This is a genomic window from Mesorhizobium sp. BR115XR7A (assembly GCF_020165315.1).
GTDB lineage: Bacteria > Pseudomonadota > Alphaproteobacteria > Rhizobiales > Rhizobiaceae > Mesorhizobium > Mesorhizobium australicum.
In genome coordinates this window covers 315,350-340,300 of sequence record NZ_JAIUHW010000004.1, presented here as the reverse complement: position 1 = coordinate 340,300, position 24,951 = coordinate 315,350, and the positions used below count along the sequence as shown (strand labels likewise).

The window sequence follows — 24,951 nt, the reverse complement described above, 5'->3', positions numbered from 1 at the left end:
CGGCTGGTCTGCAAGCCATTCCGATTGTGGCGGCAGCAGGCGAGGGGAGCTTCAGGCGAAATGCAGGTTTCGGCAGGTCACTTCGCGACGGCGTCGGGCACCACCACCAGCTTGCCGACGAAATCCTTGGCGACGAAATCGGCTTGTGCGCGGTAGAAATCGGAGAGTTTGTAGACGCCGCCGACAAGCGGCCGGATCTTGCCCTCTTCGATATAGCGAACGATACGGCGGAAGTCCGCGCGCGTGCCCTGGCTCGATCCGTGCAACTGCAACTGTTTCAGATACATGGTCCTGAGATCGAGCTGGACGACCGGACCTGCGATCGCGCCGGCCGTGGTGTAGCGGCCCTCCGGCCTCAGGATGCGCAGCAGATCGTTGAAGATCGCGCCGCCAACGAGATCGGCGACCACATCGATCGGCTGGCCGCCGGTCGCCTCTGTCACGGCTTGCGGCAGGTCCGCGACACCACGGGCGATGACCGCCTCGGCGCCGATGTCGAGCACCGCCTTTTCCTTGCCCTTGCCTACGACAGCAAAGGGAATGGCTCCACGCGCCCGCGCCAGTTGCACGATGCCGGAGCCGACGCCGCCCGACGCGCCGGTGACCAGCACGCGCTCGCCTGCCTTGAGGTTGGCCCGTTCCAGCATCTGTTCGCCGGTGAGATAGGCGCAGCAGAAGGTGGCGAGTTCGACGTCGCTCAAAATGGTGTCGACAACATGCGCGTTCTCGGCCGGCACGGTCTGATACTCGGCATAGCCGCCGTCGCGGCCATGGCCCATATAGTCGATGTCGGCAAGTGAATCGTCGTCGCGGTTGTAGATGGAGAAATCGACCATCACCCGTTCGCCGATTCGATCCGACGAAACGCCTTCGCCGACGGCAACGATGGTGCCGACAGTGTCGGTGCCCTGGATGCGCGGGAAGGTCAGCGTGTTGCCCTGGCGGCGCCAAGTCGAAACGGCGGCCGCGTCTTCTTCGGTGCCATAGGCGCCTTGGCGCACCCAGACATCGGTATTGTTCATGCCGCAAGCGGTGACTTTCACCAGCACTTCACCTGACGCGGGCGCGGGCACTTTCACATCGGTTCGGTAGACGAGCTTTTCCGGTCCGCCGTGCCCGGTGAGCAGCACGGCGGCCATGGTGGCGGGGACGGTTTTGGTCATGGCATTCATCGGTCGTCTCAGAGATTGGCAAATACGCTGTTCACGGCATCGGCGGTCTTGGCCACCACGATGTCGGCTTCCTCGCGGGTCAGGCACAGCGGCGGCGCGAAGCCAAGAATGTCGCCCTGCGGCATGGCGCGGCCGATGACGCCGCTTGCGGCAAGGGCCGTGGCGACCTGCGGCCCGATCTTCTGCGAAGCATCGAAGAAGACACGGTCGTCACGGTCTTTGACGAATTCCACCGCCGCCAGCATGCCGTCGCCGCGCACCTCACCGACGTGTTTGTGACCCCCGACGGCCTTGGCCAGTTCGGCACGGAAATAAGCGCCGGTCTCGCCGGCATTCCGCACCAGGTCCATCTCATCGATCAGTTCGAGATTGGCGACGCCGGCGGCAACGCAGATCGGATGCGCCGAATAGGTCCAGCCATGGCCGAGCGAGCCGAGCTTGTCGGAGCCTTGCACCAGCACCTGCCACATCTTGTCGGCCACGATGACGCCCGACAGCGGCGCATAGGCCGAGGTCAGGCCCTTGGCGATGGTGATAAGGTCGGGCTTGATGCCGTAATGGTCGGAGCCGAACATGGTGCCCAGCCGGCCGAAGCCCGTCACCACCTCGTCGGCGACCAGGAGCACGTCATACTTCTTCAGCACCGCCTGGATCTTTTCCCAATAGCCGGCGGGCGGCGGCACGATGCCGCCGGTGCCGAGGATCGGCTCGCCGATGAAGGCGGCGACGGTTTCGGGCCCTTCGGCGAGGATCATCTCCTCGAGCTTGTCGGCGCAATGCTGCGAGAACTGCTCCTCGCTCATCGATCGGTCGGCGCGGCGGAAATAGTAGGGCGCCTCGGTGTGCAGGATCGGCGCGCGCGGCAGGTCGAAGGCATTGTGGAAGAGGTCCAGCCCGGTCAGCGAGCCCGTCATGACGCCCGAGCCGTGATAGCCGCGCCAGCGCGAGATGATCTTCTTCTTCTCCGGCCGCCCCAGCACATTGTTGTAGTACCAGATCAGCTTGATGTTGGTTTCGTTGGCATCCGAACCGGAGAGGCCGAAATAGACCCTCGACATGCCTTTCGGCGCGCGGTCGATGATCATCTTGGCGAGCGTGATCGACGCCTCGGTGCCGTGCCCGACATAGGCGTGGTAATAGGCGAGGTTCTTCGCCTGGGTCGCGATGGCATCTGATATCTTCTGGCGGCCATAGCCGACATTGACGCAATAGAGGCCGGCGAAGGCATCGATGCTCTTCCTGCCATTGTTGTCCCAGACGGTGACGCCTTCACCGCCGGCCATGATCCGCGTCGGCGATTCACCGCGTGCGTGCGTGCCCATATGCGTTGAGGGATGGAAGAAATGGTCGCGATCCCATGCGGCGAGTTCGTTGGATTGGTCGAGCATTTTTAACTCCTTGAAAGAGATCCGGGTGCGAGCCTACGCCACATCCAGGCAAAGGTATTTGAGGTCGGTAAAAGCTTCTAGCCCGTGGCGCGAACCTTCGCGGCCGATGCCGGACTGCTTGACGCCACCGAACGGGATCGGCGCGCCGGTGATCTTCACACGGTTGATGGCGACCATGCCGTAGTCGAGCGCGCGGCCCATGCGCTGCTGGCGCGCGCCGTTCTCGGTCACCACATAGGCGACCAGGCCATATTCGGTCGCATTGGCGCGTGCGATGACTTCGTCCTCGCTGTCGAAAGGCGTGACGGCGGCGACCGGACCAAAGGTCTCTTCGCGCATGATCAGCGCGTCGTCGGCGACATCGGCCAGCAGCGTCGGCTGGTAGAAGAGCGGTCCGGCCTGATGGCGCTTGCCGCCGGCGAGGCAACGCGCGCCGAGGACCACGGCGTCGGCGACCTGTTCCTCGACCTTCTTGACGGCGCGCTCATGCATCAGCGGCCCGATGTCGATGTCATCGGCCAAGCCATTGCCGGCCCGCAGCGCCTCGACGCGCTTGGCGAAAGCGGCGCAGAAGCGGTCATAGAGCGGACGCTGGACATAGATGCGGTTGGCCGCAAGGCAGTCCTGGCCTGATGTGGCGAATTTGGCGTCGATGGCAATGGTGACCGCTTTGTCGAGATCGGCATCGGCAAAGACGATCAGCGGCGCGTGACCACCAAGCTCCATCACCAGCCGCTTCATCGTCGGCGCGCTTTGGGCGGCGATCAGCCGGCCGATCTCGGTCGAGCCGGTAAAACTCATGGCGCGCACGCGCGAATCTTCGCACATGCGTCCAACGATCGTCGCGGCCTTGCCGGTGACGATGTTGAAGACGCCGGCCGGCAGTCCGGCGCGTTCGCCGAGTTCGGCCAGCGCCAGCGCCGAAAGTGGCGTCTCAGAAGACGGATGGGTAACGATGGTGCAGCCGGCGGCAAGAGCGGCGGCTGCCTTGCGGGTCAGCATCGCCGAAGGAAAATTCCACGGCGTGACCACGCCGACGACGCCGAGTGGTTCGCGCCGCACCATCATTTCCGCGTTCGGCAGATGGCTGGTGACGCTCTCGGCGTTGAGGCGTTTTGCTTCCTCGGCATACCACTCGATGAAAGAGGCGGCGTAGTCGATTTCGCCAAGCGACTCCTTGAGCGGTTTGCCCTGCTCAAGCGTCATCAGCAAAGCGAGGTCGTCTTTCGCTGCGATGATCAGCTCGAACCATTTTCGCAGGATTTTGGAGCGCTCCTGCGGCAGCAGCGCCCGCCAGGCCGGAAAGGCGCGCGCGGCGGCGTCGATGGCTTTTGTCGTCTGGCCGGCATCGAGCGCTGCGACGAAGGCCACGGTGGTGCCGGTCGCGGGATCGGTGACCTCGAAACTCTCGGCCGCCTCGCTTGCCGTCCAGTGGCCGTCGATATAGGCGAGTTCGCGCAGCAGCCGGCGGTCGGCGAGCCGGTCGAGCGCTTCGTGGCGATGCGAGCGGGCGAAATGCGCGGACATGGTCGAAGCCTCCCGGTTCGGTTTGATGCGGGGAGACTACCCATCACCGGCAGACAGAGAGGCTGTTTGGACGCCTGGCCGTAGAGAGAGTCTCTCTATTGCGGCGAGGGGGCAGTCGATCTCTCCGGTCTAGGTCGACGCCGGCAGCAGGTCCGCTATCGGCAGCGCGACATCATCCTTCACTGTCTTGATGACGATGTAGGTGAAGTAGCGGTCGATGCCGATCTCGCGATCGAGCAAGCCGTCGACCAGCCGCTGATAGGCGTCGATGTCGCGCGCCATCACCTTCAGCACATAATCGACGCCGCCGCCCACCGACCAGCAGGCGACGATCTCGGGAATGTCGCGGACGACGCGCTCGAAGCGGTCGAAATCGGCCTGGCGATGGCTGGCCAGCGTCACCTCCATCAGTACGGTGGCGACTGGCGCCACAACGCGCATGGCGATCCGGGCATGATAACCCGAGACGATGCCGGCCTTTTCCAGCTTGCGCAGCCGCATCCAGCACGGCGTCGGCGACAGCCCGACCTGCTCGGCCAACGCCAGCTTGGTGATGCGTCCATCACGCTGGATGGCGTCGAGGATTTTGAGGTCGATCGCGTCGAGTTTCGCAGCAGTCATCAGCGCTCACTTTTTCGTCGATCGTACCATGACGGCGCATTATTTCGATTGTCAATTGCACTGATTTCGATCTCTAATAAGTCATGACATTGTGGCACCCTGATCCCGCGCTCATCCGGCGGCCGGCCTATCAATCGTTGGCCGACCAGTTCGCGCGCGCCATCCACGACGGCCGCCTCGCCAACGGCACGCGGTTGCCGACCCACCGCCGCCTGGCCGACGACCTCAAGCTTTCAGTGCAGACGGTCAGTCGTGCCTATGAGGAACTGATCCGGCGCGGCCTGATTTCGGGCGAGATCGGCCGCGGCAGCTTTGTGCAGACGCAGCGCCGCGAACCGGAGCCGCCTTATCTGCCGGAGCGCCTGGGTGAAGTCATCGACCTGTCGATCCTGAAGCCGGTCTGCGAGCCGATGCACCTGGAGCAGATGAAGCAGGCGCTGGGCTGGCTCGCCGAAAACCTGCCTTCGAGTTCGGCACTGTCGTTCCGGCCAAACATGGTGTTCCCGCGCCACCGTGCCGTGGCGGTCGAATGGCTGAAGCTGTGCGGGCTGGACGCCTCCGCGCAGAACATCAGCCTCACCAATGGCGCCACGGCCGGCATGACGGTGGCGCTGATGAGCGTGGCGCCGCCCGGCTCCACCGTTGCCACCGAGGCGATCGGTCATCATACGCTGGTGCCGCTGGCGCGCTATCTCGGCTTCAATCTTCAAGGCCTGCCGATCGACAGCAATGGCCTGATTCCGGAAGCGCTGGACGAAGCCTGCCGGCTGTCCGACATCCGCGCCGTCTTCGTGCAGCCTTCGGTAATCAATCCCACGGCAACGCTCATGGATGCGGAGCGTCGCGAGCAGATCGCGGCGGTGGCGCGCAAGCACGACATCGCCATCATCGAGAACGACGTGCTGGGTCCCTTGGTCGAGGATCGACCGCCGCCGGTCGCCGCTTTCGCGCCGGAACGGACGCTCTACGTCACCTCCTTCACCAAGATCACCGTGCCCGGCCTGCGCATCGGCTATCTCGCCGCGCCCGATCGCTACGTTGCCGCTGTCGCCAACCGGCATCTCGTCTCGAACTGGATGGCGACACCGCTGGTGGCCGAGATCGCCACCAAATGGGTGACCGACGGCACCGCGATGGAGCTGGTGCGCTGGCAGCGCGCGGCGTTGCGGCGGCGACAGGACATCGCGGGCGAGGTGCTGGCCGGCGTCGACTACCGTGCCCGTCGCGACGGGTTGCATATCTGGCTGCAACTGCCGGCCGACCGTTCCGAGGAAAGCTTTGTCGCCCAGGCTCGGCTGCAAGGCGTGGCCATTGCGCCGGGCACCTCCTTCCGTATTTCGGATACGCCCTGGCATCCGGCGGTGCGCATTTCGCTGGGTTCGACCACCGAGGGGGAACTGCGCGCGGGTCTCGGCGTTGTCACCAAGCTCTTGCTTGGCGATCCGGAGCATCTGCTGCTTGCAATCTGAGCATGCCGCCCAATACACCAAGGCGTTCTGACAAAGGCATGTCCAAAAAGCCGGCTGGGATTGACCGGAAAATGTGCGCAATCAGAATAATTGTCATGATATTATTTTCCCAATTGACATGATTTGGCGCGTTCCGCATCGTTAGGGCACCAGGCTTCTCCAGCACGGGGAAATTCATTTGTCCGCAACCGCGCCCATCATCAAGATCGACAGCATCTCGAAGAGCTTTGGCAGCTTCAAGGTTCTGGACGGCCTGTCGATGCAGGTCATGCCGCGTGAGAAGCTGGCGCTGATCGGCCCCTCCGGCTCGGGCAAGACGACGATCTTGCGCATCCTGATGACGCTGGAGCGCATCGACGGCGGTCACATCCAGATCGACGGCGAGCAACTCTACCACATGGAGCGCAACGGCCAGCTGCTGCCGGCCGACGAGCGCCACCTGGCGCGAATGCGCCAGAAAACCGGCATGGTCTTCCAGCTGTTCAACCTGTTTCCGCACAAGAGCGTCATCGATAATGTGACCCTGGCGCCGATGCTGACCAAGGGCACGCCGCGCGCCGCCGCGCAGAAGCGGGCGATGGAACTGCTCGAGATGGTCGGCATGGCCGACAAGGCGAAGGCGATGCCGGCGCAGCTGTCAGGCGGTCAGAAGCAGCGCGTGGCGATCGCCCGTGCGCTCGCTTTGCAGCCGAAGATCATGCTGTTCGACGAGGTGACGTCGGCGCTCGACCCGGAACTGGTCGAGGAGGTGCTCAACGTCTTGTGGCGGCTCTGCGCCGAGACCGACATGACCATGCTGCTGGTCACCCATGAGATGGGTTTCGCCCACGACTTCGCCGACCGGGTGCTGTTCTTCGATCGCGGCAGAATAGTCGAGGAAGGCAAGCCCGACGAGATTTTCCGCAATCCCAAGCAGGAGCGCACGCAAGGGTTCCTGAAGAAGATCATCGCGGCCGGACATCGTGTCTGACCGCATGCCAAAGGCGGCAATGCCGTCCCCATGGGCGGTTGAGCCGTCCTAAGATCACGCAAACCAAGACAAGAACAAGGAGTTGGGAACAATGAAGAAACTTGGCACTCTGGCCGGCGTCGCCGGTCTCGCGCTTTCGGCGGTTCTGGCCGCCTCGATCACGGGTTCGGCCGACGACAGCAAGCTCGAACAGCTGAAGTCGCAAGGCTTCGCTCGCTTGGCCATCGCCAATGAGCCGCCCTATACGGCTGTCGCCGCCGACGGCAAGGTTTCGGGTGCCGCGCCCGACGTCGCGCGCGAGATATTCAAGCGGCTGGGCGTCGCCGATGTCGCTGCCTCGATCTCGGAATATGGCGCCATGATTCCCGGCCTGCAGGCCGGCCGCTTCGACGTCGTCACCGCCGGCCTGTTCATGAAGCCGGAGCGTTGCGCCGCCGTTGCCTATTCCGAGCCGGTTCTGTGCGACGCCGAAGCGATGCTGGTGAAGAAGGGCAATCCGAAAGGCTTCAAGAGCTACGAGGATGTCGCCAAGGACACGTCCGCCACCATCGGCGCGCCGGGCGGCGGCACCGAGGAGAAGCTTGCGCTCAACGCCGGCGTGCCACGCGAACGCGTCATCGTCGTGCCGGACGGCCAGAGCGGCCTGAAGATGGTGCAGGACGGCCGCATCGACGCCTATTCGCTGCCTGTCCTTTCGATCAACGACCTGATGAAGAAGGCCGCCGATCCGAACCTCGAAGTCATCGCCCCGGTGCAGGGCGCGCCGGTCTATTGCGACGGCGCGGCCTTCAAGAAGGGCGACGAGGCGTTGCGCGATGCCTTCGACGTCGAACTCGCCAAGATGAAGAAGTCGGGTGAGTTCGCAAAGATCATCGAGCCCTACGGCTTCTCGGCGGCGGCGGCTATGTCGACCACGCGCGACAAGCTCTGCGCGGCGAAATAAGGGCGTCTTTCTTGCCTTCTCCCCGTTCACGGGGAGAAGGTGTCACGAAGTGACGGATGAGGGGCGGCGCCATATTTGGACAAGCTGGCGCTGCCCCTCATCTGCCTGCCGGCATCTTCTCCCCATAAACGGGGAGAAGGAAGCTGAAACCAACGTTGGAAACTTCAACTCAATGACCCAGTGGTCCGGCTATTTTGGCCTGATATTGCAGGGAGCGCTTGTCACCATCGAGCTGACGCTGATGGGGTCGGTGCTCGCCCTGATCATGGCCTTTCTCGCCGGCATGGGGCGCCTGTCGCGCTTCTTCGTGCTGCGGGCCCTGGCCACGGCCTATATCGAGTTCTTCCGCGGCACCTCGATCTTCGTGCAGCTGTTTTTCGCCTATTTCGTGTTGCCGCTGGTGGGCTTCGAACTGACCCCGCTGCAGGCCGGTGTGTTGGCGCTGGGCTTGAATGTGGGCGCCTATGCAGCCGAGGTGGTGCGCGGCGCCGTGCAGTCGATCGGCCGCGAACAGCATGAGGCCTGCGTCGCGCTCAATCTCGGCCGTTGGCAAGGCATGCGACACGTCATCCTGCCGCAGGCGTTTCTGGTGATGCTGCCGACGTTCGGCAACAACGCCATCGAGCTGCTCAAGGCGACATCGGTGGTCTCGCTGATCTCGCTCGCCGACCTGACGTTCCAGGCACAGGTGGTGCGCGCCCAGACCGGCAACACCATGGTGCCGTTCACCACCATCCTCATCATCTATTTCATCCTGGCGCTGCTCATCTCGTGGGGTGTGCGCTCGCTGGAACGCCGCATGGCGCGCGGCCTCGACGGAGTGCGCGTCTGATGGCCAGAGCATTCCTGATGAATTGGGTCCGCTGATGGATTGGGACTGGGACTTCGTCCGGCAGATCCTGCCGACCCTGATCCAGGGGGTGAAGATCACCATCCTGGCGACGCTGCTCGGCTCGGTGCTGGCCGCGATCGTCGGTCTGGGCATCGCGCTGGCGCGCCGCTCGCCCAACAAGGCGCTGTCGCGTACCGTCGGTTGGGTGGCTGAATTCATCCGCGGCACACCGCTCCTGGTGCAGCTCTATTTCATCTTCTACGTCTTGCCCGACATCGGCATTCTCTTGCCGCCGCTGGTCGCCGGCGTCATCGGACTTGGCCTGCACTACGGCACCTACACGGCGGAGGTCTACCGAGCCGGCATCGACAATGTGCCGCGTGGTCAGTGGGAGGCCGCCAAGGCGTGCAATCTCAGCGCGCGGCAGACCTGGTCCCACATCATCATCCCGCAGGCTATTCCGCCGATGATCCCGGCGCTGGCCAACTACTTCATCGCCATGTTCAAGGAGACGCCGCTGCTCTCGGCGATCACAGTGCTGGAGCTGATGAACCAGGCGAAAAGCGTCGCCAACACCTATTATCGCTACCTTGAGCCGATCACGCTGGTCGGCGCCTTCTTCCTCGCCATCAGCCTGATTTCGGTCGTGCTGCTGCGCTGGCTGGAACGCCGCTACGGCAAGATCGAAAGATAAAAGATGAAGCCCTTGTCCGAGATCAAGCTTGTGCCCGACCGGCCAGCGCTCGATGAGCGTCCGCTGGAGCGGCGTGTCGGGCTGATCATCCTGGCCACCGACCACACGACCGAGCCGGATTTTCGCCGCATGGTGGCGAGCGAACGGATCGGCGTCTATGTCGCGCGCATTCCCTACGCCAACCCGACGACGCCTGAGAACCTGCGCAAGATGCAGCCGGCGCTGACGGCGGGCGCTGCCTTGATCCTGCCCGACGAGCCGCTCGACGCCATCTGCTACTCCTGCACGTCGGCCTCGGTGGTGATTGGCGATGCCGAGATCGAGACGGCGATCCAGGCCGCCAAGTCAGGTATACCCGTTGTCACTCCTCCGATGGCTGGCGTGCGCGGGCTGAACGCCTTCGGGGTGCGCCGGATCAGCATCCTCACGCCCTATACCGTGGAAACCTCCAGACCGATGGCGACCTATTTCGCCGAACGTGGCTTCGAAGTCCTAAGCTTCACCTGTCTCGGCTTCGAGGACGACCGCGAGATGGCGCGCATTGCCCCGGCAGCCCTCATCAATCTCGCGCGCCGGGCGATGCATCCGCAGGCAGACGCGCTGTTCGTGTCGTGCACGGCGCTGCGCGGCGCGCTGGCGGTCACTGGCATGGAACAGGCGATCGGCCGCCCGGTGGTGACCAGCAACCAGGCGACCGCCTGGAATTGCCTGCGCCTTTGCGGTGATGAGACAGCCCATCCCGAATTCGGCCGTCTGATGACGCTGCCCTTGCCGCGCGGTTGACGACCATGGCGACCGTGACCCTTGGCGATATCCGTACCGCGCGCGCTCGAATTGCCGGCAAGATCGAGCGCACGTCGATCGTGCTTTCGGCAAGTCTCTCCGAAAGGCTGGGCGTTCCGGTTCAACTCAAGCTCGAGCACCGCCAGACCACCGGCAGCTTCAAATTGCGGGGCGCTTCGAACGCCGTCGCTTCGCTCAGCGCAGGGGAGAAGGCGCGCGGCGTCGTCGCGGCATCGACCGGCAATCATGGCCGTGCGCTTGCGCATGCGGCAAAGCTCGAGGGCATGCGTGCTGTGATCTGCATGTCTCGACTGGTACCCAGGAATAAGCTGGACGAAATCCGCCGCCTCGGCGCGGAAATCCGTATCGTTGGCAACAGCCAGGACGATGCCCAGCAGGAGGTCGAGCGGCTGGTGACGGAGGAGGGGCTTGTCATGCTGCCGCCCTTCGACCATCCGGCCATCATTGCCGGTCAAGGCACGCTCGGGCTGGAGGTGATGGAGCAGGTCCCGGATGCCGCTCTGGTACTGGTGCAACTCTCCGGAGGTGGGTTGGCCTCGGGTGTAGCGGCGGCCGTCAAGGGTGTCCGTCCCGGAACAAGAGTCGTCGGCGTTTCGATGGCGCGGGGCGCCGCGATGAAGGCCAGCCTCGATGCGGGCCGCCCCGTGCTGGTCGAGGAACTGCCGACGCTGGCGGATTCGCTCGGCGGCGGCATCGGCCTCGACAACCGGCTGACCTTCGCCATGTGCCGCGACCTGCTCGACGATGTCGTCCTGCTCAGCGAGGACGAAATCGCTGCCGGCATTCGCCACGCCTATGAACAGGAACGCGAGATCGTCGAGGGAGCCGGTGCGGTAGGCATCGCGGCGCTGCTCGCCGGCAAGGTCAAGGCGGAGGGGCCGGTTGTGGTTCTGCTTTCCGGCCGCAACATCGACATGCAACTGCACAGGAAGATTGTCTGCGGGGAAATGCCATCGATTTCGGAGCGCGCCGCATGAGCAGGATGACCATCCTCACCGAAGCTGAACTGCGCGCAATCGTGACGCTCGATCTCGACGCCGTCGCCTGTGTCGAGAACGCTTTTCGTGCGCTCGCCACGCTGCCGGTGGCGATGCCGCCGATCCTGCGGCTCGATATCCCCCAGCATCGCGGCGAGGTTGACGTCAAGACCGCCTATGTGCCTGGTATCGATGGCTTCGCCATCAAGATCAGCCCCGGCTTCTTCGACAATCCCAAACTTGGCCTGCCCAGCGTTAACGGCATGATGGTGCTGCTGTCGTCGAAGACAGGGTTGGTCGAGGCTTTGCTGCTCGACAACGGCTATCTCACCGATGTCCGCACCGCTGCTGCGGGAGCCGTCGCGGCCAAGCATCTGTCGCGGCCGGACTCGTCGGTCGCCTCGATCTTCGGCGCCGGCGTGCAGGCCGGGCTGCAACTGCAAGCGCTGACGCTGGTGCGGCCGATCACGCAGGCCCGCATCTGGGCGCGCGATGCCGCCAAGGCCGAAGTGACCGCGGCCACCTTACGCGAAAAGCTCGGCATCGACGTGCGCGCCGAGACTGACGCAGCCAACGCTGTTGCCGGTGCCGACATCGTCGTCACGACCACCCCGTCGACCGAACCACTGATCAAGGCAGGGTTTGTCTCGGCCGGCCAGCACATCACCGCCATGGGTTCGGACGCCGAGCACAAGAACGAGATAGCGCCGGCGATCCTGCGCATGGCCGATCTCTATGTCGCCGACAGCGCGAAACAGACGCGGCGCCTGGGCGAATTGCACCATGCCATCGCGGCGGGCGTGATGGCTGGAGACGCGGAGGTGACCGAGCTCGGCCAGATCATCGCCGGCGCGAGGCATGGCCGGCGCTCGGCTGGCGACATCACCATCGCCGATCTGACCGGCACGGGCGTGCAGGATACGGCGATCGCCACGCTCGCCCGCGACCGTGCGCTGGCCGCGAAAGCCGGAACGATCTTTGAAAGCTGACGCCGGCCGCAGGAGCATGATCCGGAAAATGGCAACCGGTTTCCCCAGCATCATGCTCAATCAAAAAATTCCCTGGAGCCAGATTCAACGAGTTGAAACGGGCTCCAGCCCCAACAAACGAGGACCAACAAAATGCAGCCGAACCTGAAATTCTCGCGAAGCGAATATGCGGAACGCCTCGCCAAGACGCGGAAAGCCATGGAGGCGAAAGGCGTCGATCTTTTGATCGTCAGCGATCCCTCCAACATGGCCTGGCTGACCGGCTACGACGGCTGGTCCTTCTACGTCCACCAGGCGGTCATCGTGCCGCCATCGGGCGAGCCGGTCTGGTACGGCCGTGGCCAGGACGCGAACGGCGCCAAGCGCACCGCCTACCTCGCACATGACAACATCGTCGGCTATGCCGACCACTATGTGCAGTCGACCGAGCGCCACCCGATGGATTTCCTGTCGAGCGTGCTGACCGATCGCGGCTGGGGCAAGCTCACCGTCGGCGTCGAGATGGACAATTACTGGTTCTCCGCCGCCGCCTTCGCCTCGCTGCAAAAGCATATGCCCAACGCCCGTTTCGTCGACGCCACCGCGCTGGTCAACTGGCAGCGCGCGGTGAAGAGCCCAACCGAGATCGACTATATGCGCAAGGCCGCCCGTATCGTCGAGGCGATGCACCAGCGCATCGTCGACAAGATCGAAGTCGGCATGCGCAAGAACGATCTCGTCGCCGAGATCTACGATGCCGGCACGCGCGGCGTCGACGGCATTGGCGGTGACTACCCCGCGATCGTGCCGCTGCTGCCCTCGGGCGCCGACGCCTCGGCGCCGCACCTGACCTGGGACGACAAGCCGATGAAGTCGGGCGAGGGCACTTTCTTCGAGATCGCCGGCTGCTACAACAGGTACCATTGCCCGCTGTCGCGCACCGTCTTCCTCGGCAAGCCGACGCAGGAATTCCTCGATGCCGAGAAGGCAACGCTGGAAGGCATGGAAGCCGGCCTTGCCGCCGCAAAGCCGGGTAATGCCTGCGAGGACATCGCCAATGCCTTCTTCGCCGTGTTGAAGAAATACGGCATCGTCAAGGACAACCGCACCGGCTATTCGATCGGGCTTTCCTATCCACCGGACTGGGGCGAGCGCACGATGAGCCTGCGCCCCGGCGATCGCACCGAACTCAAGCCCGGCATGACCTTCCATTTCATGACCGGCCTGTGGTTGGAGACGATGGGGCTGGAGATCACTGAATCCATCCTGATCACCGAAACCGGTGTGGAGTGCCTGGCCAACGTGCCGCGCAAGCTGGTGGTGAAGGATTGAGCCCGATGTCCAGTCTTCGCCCGTCGCCGGTCACGCCGACCGTCGATTTCGATCGTGACGGCGTCCAGCATGGTTTCCTGCGCCTGCCCTATAGCCGCGACGACTCGGCCTGGGGCTCGGTGATGATCCCGATCTGCGTCATCCGCAACGGCAAGGGGCCGGCGGCGCTGCTGACCGGCGGCAATCATGGCGACGAGTATGAAGGGCCGCTGGCGCTCTACGAACTCGCCCGCACGCTCGATCCCAGCCAGGTCAGCGGCACCGTCATCATCGTGCCGGCGATGAACTATCCTGCTTTTCGGGCCGGCACGCGCACCTCGCCGATCGAAAAGGGCAACATGAACCGCAGTTTCCCCGGCCGGCCCGACGGCACGGTGACGCAGAAGATCGCCGATTATTTCCAACGCGAGCTGCTTCCCCGCGCCGACATCGTCTTCGACTTCCATTCCGGCGGCAGGACGCTGGATTTCGTACCGTTCTGTGCCGCCCACACTTTGCCCGACAAGGCGCTGGAGCAGAAAGCCTTTGCCGCGGTGGCGGCATTCTCGGCACCATTCTCGATGCGCATGACCGAGATCGATGCGATCGGCATGTATGACACGGCGGCCGAAGAGATGGGCAAGGTCTTCGTCACCACCGAGCTCGGCGGTGGCGGTACGTCGCGAGCCGAGACGGTGCGGATCGCGCGGCGCGGCATCCTCAACGTGCTGCGTCATGAGGGTATCGTCGCCGGGGCGGTCGAGATGGGCAGAACGCAGTGGCTGGACATGCCCTCGGGCGATTGCTTCTGCTTCGCCGAGGATGACGGCATGATCGAAACCATGGTCGATCTCGGCGAACCTGTCGAAGAAGGCGCGGTGGTGGCCCGCATTCATTCCACCGGCCGCACCGGCGTCGCGCCGCGGGAAATCCGGGCCAAAATGTCGGGCATGCTGGCGGCGCGGCATTTCCCTGGCCTGGTCAAGGCCGGCGACTGCGCCGCGGTGGTCGCCGTAAAGGTCGATTGACTGATTTCTCCGCCCGGACCATGCCGGGCGGACCCACTCTTCTGCTCGAGCTGTCGAATCCGGATTATCGCACCCGCTCGCAGAGCGAACACCGCGATCTGCTGACCGCCTGCCGCCGGCGCGATGGCAAGAAGGCGGTGAGCGTTCTGAGACAGCATCTTCGCGAGGGAAGCGACACGCTGGTCAACGCGACGGATGGCGGCGGGTTGTCGCGAAAATTCTAACCCCGAAGGGCAGGGGGCCGCCCGCAAGCGTGGCGCGTGGTTGCCACCGCGCCGGTTCGCTGCCACATATTGCAACATCAATGCTCGACACGAGGATGCCATGTCTCCCGTCAGCCGCCTGCCGGCACGTGCCCTTGCCCCGCGCCGCCATGACGAGATCCTGCGGCGGCTGGGCGCCCAGGGTTCCGTTAGCGTCGCCGAACTGGCTGGGTTCTTCGACGTCTCGCGCGAAACCATCCGCCGCGATTTGAAGCTGCTTTCCGACCAGGGCAGGCTCGGCATCGTGCATGGCGGGGCCGCCCGCTTCGAACCCAGCGAACCCGCGATGAGCCAGCGCAGCCAGGAAAATGCCCAAGGCAAGGCCGCGATCGGCAGGGCGGCCGCCGGGCTGGTCAGGGATGGCATGGTGGTCTTTCTCGATTCCGGCACCACCACGTTGGCCATCGCGCATGCAATGACGGAACTGCGCGATGTGACGATCTGCACGGCCAGCCTGAAGATAGCGCTGCACCTATGCCATGTCCCCGGCATGCGCGTGCACATGCTGGGCGGCGAAGTCGACCCGGGCGAGGAGGCGGCTTCCGGCATCGACACGCTCGATGCGATGGCGCGCTTTCGCGTCGATATGGCCTTTCTGGGTGGCGGAGCGCTGTCTCCGGACGGCGAGGTGACCGATTTCACCCGCGCCGGGGCCGAACAGCGGGGCCGGATGATTAGCCTCGCCGGCAAGGCCTATTTCGTGCTCGACAGCAGCAAATTCGGCAAGCTGACGCCGCTCAGGATTCCGAATTTCGAACGTGCCGCTGGGGTAATCGTCGACACCGACCCCGAATTCGCGCTTGCCGAGGCGCTTTCGCAAAGGGGGCCTGAACTCATCGTTGCAGCTTGATGTGATATTTTGTGATATTATGAGTTGATATTTGGTTTTCCCATGGTAATGTCTCGGCCATCCCTCAAATGGCGGAACGCTCATGGCACATGAATTTCCCACCCAGGCTCGAATTGTCATTGTCGGCGGCGGCATCATCGGCTGCTCGGTCGCCTATCATCTGACCAAGCTGGGCTGGAGCGATGTGGTGCTGCTTGAGCAGGGACAACTCAGCGGCGGCACCACCTGGCACGCGGCTGGCCTTGTCGGTCAGCTGCGCAGCCATTCCAACATGACCAGCCTGATCCGGTACTCCACGCAGCTCTACAGCGAACTGGAGGCCGAGACCGGCCTCGCCACCGGCTGGAAGAACTGCGGTTCGCTGTCCGTCGCGCGCACCACCGACCGCATGACGGTGTTGAAGCGCACGGCCGCGTCGGCGCGTGCCCAAGGGGTCGAGATCGACGTCATCTCGCCTCGCGAGGCAGCCGAGCTCTGGCCGGTGATGGCGACAGACGATCTGGTCGGCGCCGTCTGGCTGCCCGGAGACGGCAAGGCCAATCCCACCGATCTCACGCAATCGCTGGCCAAGGGCGCGCGCAATGGTGGCGTCAAAATCTTCGAGCGGGTGCAGGTCACCGGCATCACGGTGAAAAACGGCGTCGCCTGCGGCGTCGAGACGGACCGCGGCGACATCGCCGCCGAGATCGTCGTCAACTGCGCAGGCCAATGGGCGCGCAAGGTCGGGCTGATGTGCGGCGTCTCGGTGCCGCTGCATTCGGCCGAGCACATGTACATCGTCACCGGCCGGATCGAGGGTGTGCATCCGGACCTGCCTGTCATGCGCGACCCCGATGGCTTCATCTACTTCAAGGAGGAGGTCGGCGGTCTGGTGATGGGTGGCTTCGAGCCGCACGCCAAGCCGTGGGGCATGAACGGCATTCCCGAAAATTTCGAATTCGCGCTGCTGCCCGACGACTGGGACCAGTTCGAGATCCTGATGGAAAACGCGCTGGTGCGCGTGCCGCAGCTGGCGCGGGCCGAAGTCAAGAAATTCTACAACGGACCCGAAAGCTTCACGCCGGACAACAATTTCCTCCTCGGCGAGGCGCCGGAGTTGAAGAATTTCTATGTCGGCGCCGGCTTCAATTCGATGGGCATTGCCAGTGCCGGTGGCGCCGGCAAGGCACTGGCCGAATGGATCGTCAACGGCGCGCCGACCATGGATTTGTGGCCGGTCGACATCAGGCGCTTCGCCGCTTTCAACAACAATCCGCGCTGGCTGCATGACCGCGTCAAGGAGACGCTCGGCCTGCATTACGCCATGCCGTGGCCGAACCGCGAATTGGATACCGCGCGGCCGTTCCGCCGCTCGCCGCTCTATGATCGGCTCGCCGCCAAGGGCGCCTGCTTCGGTTCCAAGATGGGCTGGGAGCGTGCCAACTGGTTCGCGGCGCCGGGAGAGAAAGCCGGGAACGACTATGCCTTCGGTCGCCAGAACTGGCACGAGGCCGTGCGGCGCGAGATGAAGGCGACGCGCGAAGCCGTCGCCATCTTCGACCAGACCTCCTTCGCCAAGCTTCTTGTCCAGGGCCGCGATGCCTGTGCCGTGTTGAACCGCATCTGCGCCGGCGACATCAATGTGCCGGTCGGCACGTCGGTCTACACCGGCGTGCTCAATGCGCGCGGCGGTTACGAAAGCGATCTCACCGTGATGCGGCTTGGCGCGGAAAGATTCCTCATCGTTACCGGCTCCGCCCAGGCGGTCCACGATGCCGACTGGATCGTCAAGAACATTCCGGCCCATGCCCACGCCGCCCTGACCGACGTTACCTCTGCTTACGCGGTGCTGGCGTTGATGGGGCCGCGTTCGCGCGATCTCCTCTGCAAACTGTCGTCGGCCGATCTTTCCAACGCCGGCTTCCCCTTCGCCAGCATTCGCGAAATCGATATCGGCTACGCCACTGCCTATGCCAACCGCATGACCTATGTCGGCGAACTCGGCTGGGAACTGATCGTGCCGGCCGAATTCGCCGTCGGCGTCTACGAGGCGTTGCACAAGGCCGGCCGTGAATTCGGCTTGGCCGACGCCGGCTACTACGCGCTCGACGCCTTGCGCATCGAAAAAGGTTTTCGAGCCTGGGGTCGGGAACTGACGCCTGATATCAATCCCTGGCAGGCGGGGCTTGGCTTCGCCGTTGCTATGGACAAACTGGGTGGGTTCATCGGCCATGACGCGCTTGTTGAGGCAAAGTCGTCGTCGGCACCGGCAAAGCGTATCGTGCTCCTTACGCTCGACGATACCGAGCCGATGCTGTGGGGCGGCGAGTTGGTCCTACGCGACGGCAAGCCGGTCGGCGAGGTTCGCTCGGCCGCCTACGGCCATACGCTTGGCCGGTCAGTGGCGCTCGGCTTGATCGAAAACGAAACCGGCGTGGATGCTGTGTTCCTGAGCGGCGGCCATTTCGAGATCGATCTAGCCGGCGTACGCCATGCGGCTACCGTGCATCTGCGCAGCCCCTACGATCCGAAGTCGGAGCGGGTGAAAGCCGATGCAATGGAGATCAGGGCCGCGGCTTAATCCGTCGACATAGAGCGCGCCATGTCGAGAAAGGCGCGCACCAGTTTGCCGCCGCTGCGCTCGCGCAGGCAGATCAGCGCCTCGTCCATCAAGGTCTCGGGCGCGTCGATGGTGATTGGGACGAGCCGCGAATCCTGGCCGAATTCGGCCGCCGAGACAAAGCCGATACCGGCGCCCGAGGCGACGATTTCGCGCACGGCTTCGCGGCCTTCTGCCTCGATCACAGGCCTGAGTTCGACCTTCGACGCGGCGGCCAGGTCTTCGAGCTTCTGGCGCGTCTTCGAGCCGCGCTCGCGCATGACCAGGGATTCCTGTGCGAGCTGCTTGAGCGTCAGCGATTTCTTCCCCGACAGCGGATGGTCAATCGAGGTGAAGGCGATGATGGGCGTCGAGTTCAGTTTCAGCACTTCGAAGTCGCGTCCGGCGGGCACCTCGCCCAGCACGCCGATATCGGCATCGTAGCTGTAGAGGCTGCTGATCACCGTCTCGGTGTTTCCGGCACGCACCGAGACCTGCACTCCGGGATAGCGGGCGCGGAAGCTGCCGAGAATGTGAAGCAGATGATGCGCGGCGTCGGCGACGATGCGCAGCGTGCCGGAACGCAGCGCGCGCGACTCGGTCAGAAGCTCCAACGCCTGCTGCTCGGTGTCGAACATGCGGTGGGTTATTTCGAGCAGTTTCTGGCCGGAATGGGTCAGGGTGACCTGCTTCTTGTTACGATTGAACAGCAGGACATCATACTCTTCCTCGAGCTTGCGGACCTGGTCCGATATCGCCGGCTGGGTCAGGAACAGCGCTTCGGCCGCCCGCGAAAAGCCGCCGGAGATCGCCACCTGATGAAAGGCCCGCAACTGAACATAGCGCATCTTCTTCGCTCCCGAGCCTCTCTGGTTACCAGCAGCCTATCATAAGCCCTGCTATGCAAAAGCCGGAAACAAACGATTCGGTTTATGTCTTGGAATGGGCCTGCCGGGTTTCACGAAGCTGTCACGAGCGCCATGCAGCTTCTGCTGTCTGTATCGGATCATCACTGAAATCGATACGTCGATACAAAATAACGATTTTACAAATATACGCCCTCAGCCAACAATGGCGCCAGATCAAAAAAGCAGCGACCTGTCGGAGGACATCATGCTCGCCGAAACGAAATTTGCCGCGGAGCCGCTGGCCAGGCCGGCGCTGGGCGAGCGCTATCTGTTGACCCCCGGGCCGCTCACCACGGCCTATTCAGTCAAGCAGGCGATGCTGCGCGACTGGGGATCGTGGGACGGCGACTTCCGCGCCATGACATCAGACATGCGCCGCCGCCTGCTGGCGCTGACCGGTGACACCAATGGCGAGTTCGACTGCGTGCCGATGCAGGGCTCAGGCTCGTTCTGCGTCGAGGCGATGCTGGGGTCGTTCGTGCCCAGGGATGGCAAGGTTCTGGTGCTGGCCAATGGTGCCTACGGCCTTCGTGCCGCACAGACCATGCAGTATCTCGGCCGGGCCTATACGCTGATCGACAAGGGCGATTACCTGCCGCCGCGCGGCGACGAGGTGGCGGCAGCGCTCGAAGCCGACCACGCCATCACCCACGTCATAGCCATTCATTGCGAGACCAGCTCCGGCATTTTGAACCCGGTCGCCGAGATCGCCGAGGCGGTGCACACCAAGGGCCGCAAGCTGCTGGTCGATTCCATGAGCGCGTTCGGCGCCGTCGCGCTCGACGTCAACGAGATCCGCTATGAGGCGATGGTCTCGTCGGCCAATAAATGCATCGAGGGCGTGCCCGGCTTCGGCTTCATCATCGCCCGCAAGAGCGAACTCGAGGCAGCCAAGGGGCGCAGCCATTCCCTGTCGCTCGACGTCCACGCGCAGTGGGCGCACATGAACAAGACCGGCCAGTGGCGCTACACGCCGCCGACGCATGTCGTCGCCGCTTTCCTGGAGGCGCTGCGCCAGCATGAGGCTGAAGGCGGCGTCGCCGGCCGTGGTGCCCGCTACACCAGGAACCGCGACGTCATGGTGTCGGGCATGCGCGAACTCGGCTTTGAGACATTGCTCAAGGACCGCTGGCTGTCGCCGATCATCGTCACCTTCTTCAACCCGGCCCACGCCAACTTCGCCTTCGATCGCTTCTACGAACTGATGAAGGACAAGGGCTTTATCATCTACCCCGGCAAGCTGACGGTCGTGGACTCCTTCCGTGTCGGCTGCATCGGCCAGATGGACGAACATGTCATGCGTCGCGTCGTCGAGGCGGCGGCGCAGTCGCTTGATGAAATGGGCGTCGACACCGCCGCTCCACCCGCCGCGGCAATCGCCGAGCGCGCCAAACTCGCCGCCTGAAGCGGCCGATTTCGAGGATTTTTGATGAACCAGATGTCTCCCATCAACGTCGCGGTCAACGGCCGCACCTACGCCTGGCCGCGCGTGCCGGCGATCGCCATCTGCCTCGACGGCTGCGAGCCGGCCTATCTCGATGAAGCGATCAAGGCCGGGCTGATGCCGGCCCTGGTCAGGATCAAGGAGAAGGGCACGGTGCGTTTCGCACACTCGGTCATTCCGAGCTTTACCAATCCCAACAATTTGTCGATCGCCACCGGTCGCCCGCCCTCGGTGCACGGCATTTGCGGCAACTATCTCTACGAGCGCGAGACCGGCAAGGAAGTGATGATGAACGACCCGCGCTTCCTGCGCGCGCCGACCATTTTTCAGGCCTTCTATGATGCGGGCGCCAAGGTTGCCGTTGTGACCGCCAAAGACAAGCTGCGTGCGCTGCTCGGCAAGGGTCTGTCTTTCGACGAAGGGCGCGCGCTGTGCTTTTCGGCGGAGAAGTCCGATACAACCACGGTTGGCGAGCACGGCATCGACAATGCCTCGAAGCATTTCGGCCTGCCTGTGCCAGAAGTCTATTCGGCCGAACTGTCGGAATTCGTCTTCGCCGCCGGCGTCCAGTTGCTGCGGGAATTCCGCCCCGACATCATGTACCTGACGACGACGGACTACGTGCAGCACAAATACGCACCGGGCGTGCCGCAGGCCAACGCCTTCTACGAGATGTTCGACAAGTACCTGACCGAACTTGATGCGCTGGGCGCCGCGATCGTTGTCACCGCCGACCATGGCATGAAGCCCAAGCACAAGGCCGGCGGTGCGCCCGACGTCGTCTACGTCCAGGACCTGCTTGACGAATGGCTGGGCAAGGATGCCGCCCGCGTCATCCTGCCGATCACCGACCCCTATGTCGTGCACCATGGCGCGCTGGGCTCTTTCGCCACCGCCTATTTGCCTGATGGCGCCGATCAGGCCGGCATCATGGCGCGGCTGGCCAAGGTCGACGGCATCATGCTGGTCGTCGATAGCCGGACGGCCTGCGAGCGCTTCGAACTGCCGGCTGACCGCATCGGCGACATCGTGCTGGTCTCGACCGAGAACAAGACGATCGGCACATCGGAACATCGCCATGATCTGGCGGCGCTGAACGAGCCGCTGCGCTCGCATGGCGGACTGACCGAGCAGGAAGTGCCGTTCATAGTCAACCGCGTGCTGCCGGATATGCCCAATGAGCCGACCTTGCGCAATTTCGACGCGTTCTATTACGCCACCATGGCGGCTGCATTGGCATAGGCCGAGCCTGATGATGTCGAGTGGGGGTCGACCCTCTGCCGCAACGCTCACAAATCTGCCGGAGCAGAGCACATGACCAAGCTTGACCCTGCCATCAAAGTTCGCCACGAGCCGATGCGCATTGCCGGCAAGAAGGTCGATGCCGGTGGTGTTGTCGAGGTGCGTTACCCCTGGAACGACACCGTCATCGGCACCGTCCCCGCCGGCCGCGTCGAACACGCCCGCCAGGCCTTCGAGATCGCTGCAGGCTACAAGTCGAAGCTGACGCGCTACGAGCGCCAGCAGATTCTGTTCCGCACGGCGGAAGCACTGGCGTCGCGCCGGGAAGAAATATCCGATCTGATCACGCTCGAGCTCGGTATCTCCAAGGCCGACTCGCTCTACGAAGTCGGCCGCGCCTATGATGTGTTCACGCTGTCGGCGCAGATGTGCATCCAGGACGATGGCCAGATCTTCTCCTGCGACCTCTCCCCGCACGGCAAGGCGCGCAAGATCTTCACCACGCGCGAGCCGCTGAAGGCTATCTCGGCGATCACGCCATTCAACCATCCGCTCAACATGGTCTCGCACAAGGTGGCGCCCGCCATCGCCACCAACAATTGCGTGGTGGTGAAGCCGACCGAACTGACGCCGATGACGGCGTTGGTGCTGGCCGACATTCTTTATGAAGCCGGCCTGCCGCCGGAAATGCTTTCGGTGGTGACCGGCTGGCCGGTCGACATCGGCAACGAGATGATCACCAACGAGAATATCGACTTGATCACTTTCACCGGCGGCGTGCCGGTCGGCAAGATGATCGCCCGCACCGCCGGTTACAGGCGCCAGGTGCTGGAACTCGGCGGCAACGATCCGCTGATCATCCTCAACGATCTCTCAGATGACGATCTGGCCAAGGCCGCCGATCTCGCGATCGCCGGTGCGACCAAAAACTCCGGCCAGCGCTGCACGGCGGTCAAGCGCATCCTCGTCCAGGAAAGCGTCGCCGACCGCTTCGTGCCGCTGGTGCTGGAGCGGGCGAAGAAGATCCGCTTCGGCGATCCGATGGACCGCTCGACCGATCTCGGCACCGTCGTGCATGAGAAGGCGGCGGCGTTGTTCGAAGCGCGCGTCCACATGGCGGCCGAGCAGGGGGCAGAGATCCTCTATAATCCGGGTCGTCAGGGTGCGCTGCTGCCGCCAATCGTCGTCGACCGCGTGCCGCACACATCCGAACTGGTGATGGAAGAAACGTTCGGGCCGATCATCCCGATCGTGCGCGCGCCGGATGACGATGAAGCACTGATCGCGTTGTCCAACTCGACCGCCTTCGGCCTGTCGTCGGGCGTCTGCACCAATTCGTTTCCCCGCATGCAGAAATACATCGCCGGCCTGCAGGTCGGCACGGTGAACATCTGGGAAGTGCCGGGCTACCGCATCGAGATGTCGCCCTTCGGCGGCATCAAGGACAGCGGCAATGGCTACAAGGAAGGCGTCATCGAGGCGATGAAGAGCTACACCAATGTGAAGACATTTTCGCTGCCTTGGTCCTGACCGGATCACATAAGCTGGCGGAACAAACCGAGGGAGCGTCCCACGCTCCCTCATTCGCATTTCGGAGACAATGATGGCCGCGATACCAGAGCTTGTGCATACCGAAGGCGATTCCAACACGACGGCGGCGCGCGGCCGCTGGGATACCGGCCAGAACGATCCCCGCATTCGCGGCCTGCTCGATCGCGATGCCGCCGCGTTCATGCACCAGAGCCTGTCCAGCCCCTGTCTTTCGACGATCGCTAGGGCGGAAGGCATCTGGATCGAGGACACCGCCGGCCGCCGCTTCATGGATTTCCACGGCAACAGCGTGCATCACCTCGGCTACGGCCACCCAAAACTGGTGGCGGCGATCAAGAAGCAGCTCGACGACCTCTGCTTCGCGCCGCGTCGTTTCACCTGCGAGCCCGCCGTCGAACTGGCCGAAAAGCTGGCCGCGCTGGCTCCCGGCGATCTCGGCAAGGTGCTGTTCACCACCGGCGGCTCCGATGCCATCGAGGTCGCGCTGAAGATCGCGCGCGCCGCTACAGGCCGCTTCAAGACGGTGTCGTTCTGGGACGCGTTTCACGGCGCCGGTTTTGGCGCGGCAAGCGTCGGCGGCGAAGCGACCTTCCGTTCGCATATCGCAGGCCCGATGATGACCGGCACCGAGCATGTCGCGCCCTGGGATGGCTATCGCTGTCCCTATGGTCACGATTCCCTGGAGGCATCGGGGCTCGCTTGCGCCAACATGATCGCCTATGTGCTCGGCCGCGAGCAGGACGTGGCGGCTGTCGTTGCCGAGCCGATGCGCGCGACGCCCAATCCACCTCCGCCCGGTTTCTGGAAGCGCGTGCGCGAGGCCTGCGACAGGCATGGCACGCTGCTGATCTTCGACGAGATCCCGACCGGCCTCGGCAAGACCGGAAAATTCTTCGCCCATGAGCATGACGGCGTAACGCCCGACATCGTCGTCCTCGGCAAATCACTCGGCGGCGGCATCCTGCCGATCGCCGCCGTTATCGCCCGCCGCGACCTCGACGTCACCGGCGGCTTTGCCATCGGTCACTACACCCATGAGAAAAACCCCGTGACAACGCGTGCGGCGCTGGCGACCATCGACATCATCCTGGAGGAGGGGCTGGTCGAGCGTTCGGCTGAGCTTGGCCGCCATATGCTTGCACGTATGCAGGACCTGATGGCGCGCTCGCCCCATGTCGGCGACGTCAGGGGCAGGGGGCTGATGGTCGGCGTCGAACTCGTCGAGGACCGTGCTTCGCGACAGCCGGCGCGGGACCTCGCCGAACGTGTCTTCTACACCTGCCTGGAACAAGGCCTGAGCTTCAAGGTGAGCCACGGCAATGTGCTGACGCTCTCGCCGCCGCTGGTGATTTCGAAAGCCGATCTCGACCGTGCGCTCGACATCGTCGAACGCGCCGTGTTGACGGCCTGA

22 protein-coding genes are annotated in these 24,951 nt (G+C 63.9%); 17 read left to right on the top strand and 5 right to left on the bottom strand.

The window, feature by feature from the left end; translation table 11 throughout:
- Positions 1-77 precede the first annotated feature (77 nt).
- The 4 genes from LB557_RS11080 to LB557_RS11065 all read right to left on the bottom strand — a co-directional run bounded on the left by LB557_RS11080 (position 78) and on the right by LB557_RS11065 (position 4,708).
- Entirely contained in the window at positions 78-1,172 is a 1,095-nt protein-coding gene (locus LB557_RS11080) for an alcohol dehydrogenase family protein (protein ID WP_224643388.1), read from the bottom strand.
- A gap of 8 nt (positions 1,173-1,180) precedes the next feature.
- Entirely contained in the window at positions 1,181-2,560 is a 1,380-nt protein-coding gene (locus LB557_RS11075) for an aspartate aminotransferase family protein (protein ID WP_224643389.1), read from the bottom strand.
- A 33-nt stretch (positions 2,561-2,593) separates the two neighbouring features.
- Positions 2,594-4,087, bottom strand: coding sequence for an NAD-dependent succinate-semialdehyde dehydrogenase (locus tag LB557_RS11070; RefSeq protein WP_224643390.1), 1,494 nt, complete (start codon positions 4,085-4,087; stop codon positions 2,594-2,596).
- 129 nt (positions 4,088-4,216) lie between these two features.
- Positions 4,217-4,708: an Lrp/AsnC family transcriptional regulator gene (locus LB557_RS11065; RefSeq protein ID WP_140823474.1), complete on the bottom strand. Its 492-nt coding sequence runs from the start codon at positions 4,706-4,708 to the stop codon at positions 4,217-4,219.
- Between the two features lie 83 nt (positions 4,709-4,791).
- Here LB557_RS11065 and LB557_RS11060 point away from each other — a divergent pair, with 83 nt between their 5' ends.
- From LB557_RS11060 to LB557_RS11000, 13 genes are all read left to right on the top strand, one after another.
- Entirely contained in the window at positions 4,792-6,177 is a 1,386-nt protein-coding gene (locus LB557_RS11060; RefSeq protein WP_140823473.1) for a PLP-dependent aminotransferase family protein, read from the top strand.
- A 178-nt stretch (positions 6,178-6,355) separates the two neighbouring features.
- Positions 6,356-7,147 carry an ectoine/hydroxyectoine ABC transporter ATP-binding protein EhuA gene (gene ehuA, locus LB557_RS11055; RefSeq protein ID WP_140617493.1) on the top strand — a complete coding sequence of 264 codons (792 nt, stop codon included), beginning with the start codon at positions 6,356-6,358 and terminating at the stop codon, positions 7,145-7,147.
- Positions 7,148-7,238: 91 nt separating this feature from the next.
- Positions 7,239-8,090 carry an ectoine/hydroxyectoine ABC transporter substrate-binding protein EhuB gene (gene ehuB / locus LB557_RS11050; RefSeq protein ID WP_015319079.1) on the top strand — a complete coding sequence of 284 codons (852 nt, stop codon included), beginning with the start codon at positions 7,239-7,241 and terminating at the stop codon, positions 8,088-8,090.
- Positions 8,091-8,262: 172 nt separating this feature from the next.
- On the top strand, positions 8,263-8,922 hold the full coding sequence (ehuC, locus tag LB557_RS11045; RefSeq protein WP_015319078.1) for an ectoine/hydroxyectoine ABC transporter permease subunit EhuC: 660 nt from the start codon (positions 8,263-8,265) through the stop codon (positions 8,920-8,922).
- A 34-nt stretch (positions 8,923-8,956) separates the two neighbouring features.
- Positions 8,957-9,616, top strand: a complete 660-nt coding sequence (gene ehuD / locus LB557_RS11040) for an ectoine/hydroxyectoine ABC transporter permease subunit EhuD (protein WP_015319077.1) — start codon at positions 8,957-8,959, stop codon at positions 9,614-9,616.
- Positions 9,617-9,619: 3 nt separating this feature from the next.
- Complete coding sequence (eutA, locus tag LB557_RS11035) at positions 9,620-10,399, top strand: ectoine utilization protein EutA (RefSeq protein WP_140877894.1); 780 nt, start codon at positions 9,620-9,622, stop codon at positions 10,397-10,399.
- Positions 10,400-10,404: 5 nt separating this feature from the next.
- Positions 10,405-11,397: a hydroxyectoine utilization dehydratase EutB gene (eutB, locus tag LB557_RS11030; protein ID WP_140617491.1), complete on the top strand. Its 993-nt coding sequence runs from the start codon at positions 10,405-10,407 to the stop codon at positions 11,395-11,397.
- Complete coding sequence (gene eutC, locus LB557_RS11025; RefSeq protein ID WP_224643391.1) at positions 11,394-12,386, top strand: ectoine utilization protein EutC; 993 nt, start codon at positions 11,394-11,396, stop codon at positions 12,384-12,386. Before eutB ends, eutC begins: the two co-directional genes overlap by 4 nt.
- Positions 12,387-12,518: 132 nt before the next feature.
- Complete coding sequence (gene doeA, locus LB557_RS11020; protein ID WP_224643392.1) at positions 12,519-13,697, top strand: ectoine hydrolase DoeA; 1,179 nt, start codon at positions 12,519-12,521, stop codon at positions 13,695-13,697.
- Between the two features lie 5 nt (positions 13,698-13,702).
- A complete protein-coding gene (gene doeB / locus LB557_RS11015) occupies positions 13,703-14,704 on the top strand; it encodes a N(2)-acetyl-L-2,4-diaminobutanoate deacetylase DoeB (protein ID WP_224643393.1) in 1,002 nt (333 codons plus the stop codon).
- Complete coding sequence (locus LB557_RS11010) at positions 14,701-14,928, top strand: FCD domain-containing protein (RefSeq protein ID WP_224643394.1); 228 nt, start codon at positions 14,701-14,703, stop codon at positions 14,926-14,928. Before doeB ends, LB557_RS11010 begins: the two co-directional genes overlap by 4 nt.
- A 100-nt stretch (positions 14,929-15,028) precedes the next feature.
- Positions 15,029-15,817, top strand: a complete 789-nt coding sequence (locus tag LB557_RS11005; RefSeq protein ID WP_224643395.1) for a DeoR/GlpR family DNA-binding transcription regulator — start codon at positions 15,029-15,031, stop codon at positions 15,815-15,817.
- An 82-nt stretch (positions 15,818-15,899) separates the two neighbouring features.
- Complete coding sequence (locus LB557_RS11000) at positions 15,900-18,377, top strand: FAD-dependent oxidoreductase (protein WP_224643396.1); 2,478 nt, start codon at positions 15,900-15,902, stop codon at positions 18,375-18,377.
- Here LB557_RS11000 and LB557_RS10995 read toward each other — a convergent pair.
- Entirely contained in the window at positions 18,374-19,243 is an 870-nt protein-coding gene (locus LB557_RS10995) for a LysR substrate-binding domain-containing protein (protein WP_140617485.1), read from the bottom strand. The genes LB557_RS11000 and LB557_RS10995 overlap by 4 nt on opposite strands.
- A gap of 265 nt (positions 19,244-19,508) precedes the next feature.
- Here LB557_RS10995 and LB557_RS10990 point away from each other — a divergent pair, with 265 nt between their 5' ends.
- The 4 genes from LB557_RS10990 to LB557_RS10975 all read left to right on the top strand — a co-directional run bounded on the left by LB557_RS10990 (position 19,509) and on the right by LB557_RS10975 (position 24,951).
- Positions 19,509-20,708 (top strand): 2-aminoethylphosphonate--pyruvate transaminase, encoded by a 1,200-nt coding sequence (locus tag LB557_RS10990; protein ID WP_224643397.1) that lies wholly within the window; start codon positions 19,509-19,511, stop codon positions 20,706-20,708.
- Positions 20,709-20,732: 24 nt separating this feature from the next.
- The gene (gene phnA, locus LB557_RS10985; protein WP_224643398.1) at positions 20,733-21,989 is read left to right on the top strand and encodes a phosphonoacetate hydrolase; all 1,257 of its coding nucleotides are present in this window, start codon (positions 20,733-20,735) and stop codon (positions 21,987-21,989) included.
- 72 nt (positions 21,990-22,061) lie between these two features.
- Positions 22,062-23,519 (top strand): phosphonoacetaldehyde dehydrogenase, encoded by a 1,458-nt coding sequence (gene phnY / locus LB557_RS10980; RefSeq protein ID WP_224643399.1) that lies wholly within the window; start codon positions 22,062-22,064, stop codon positions 23,517-23,519.
- Between the two features lie 73 nt (positions 23,520-23,592).
- The gene (locus LB557_RS10975; protein ID WP_224643400.1) at positions 23,593-24,951 is read left to right on the top strand and encodes an aspartate aminotransferase family protein; all 1,359 of its coding nucleotides are present in this window, start codon (positions 23,593-23,595) and stop codon (positions 24,949-24,951) included.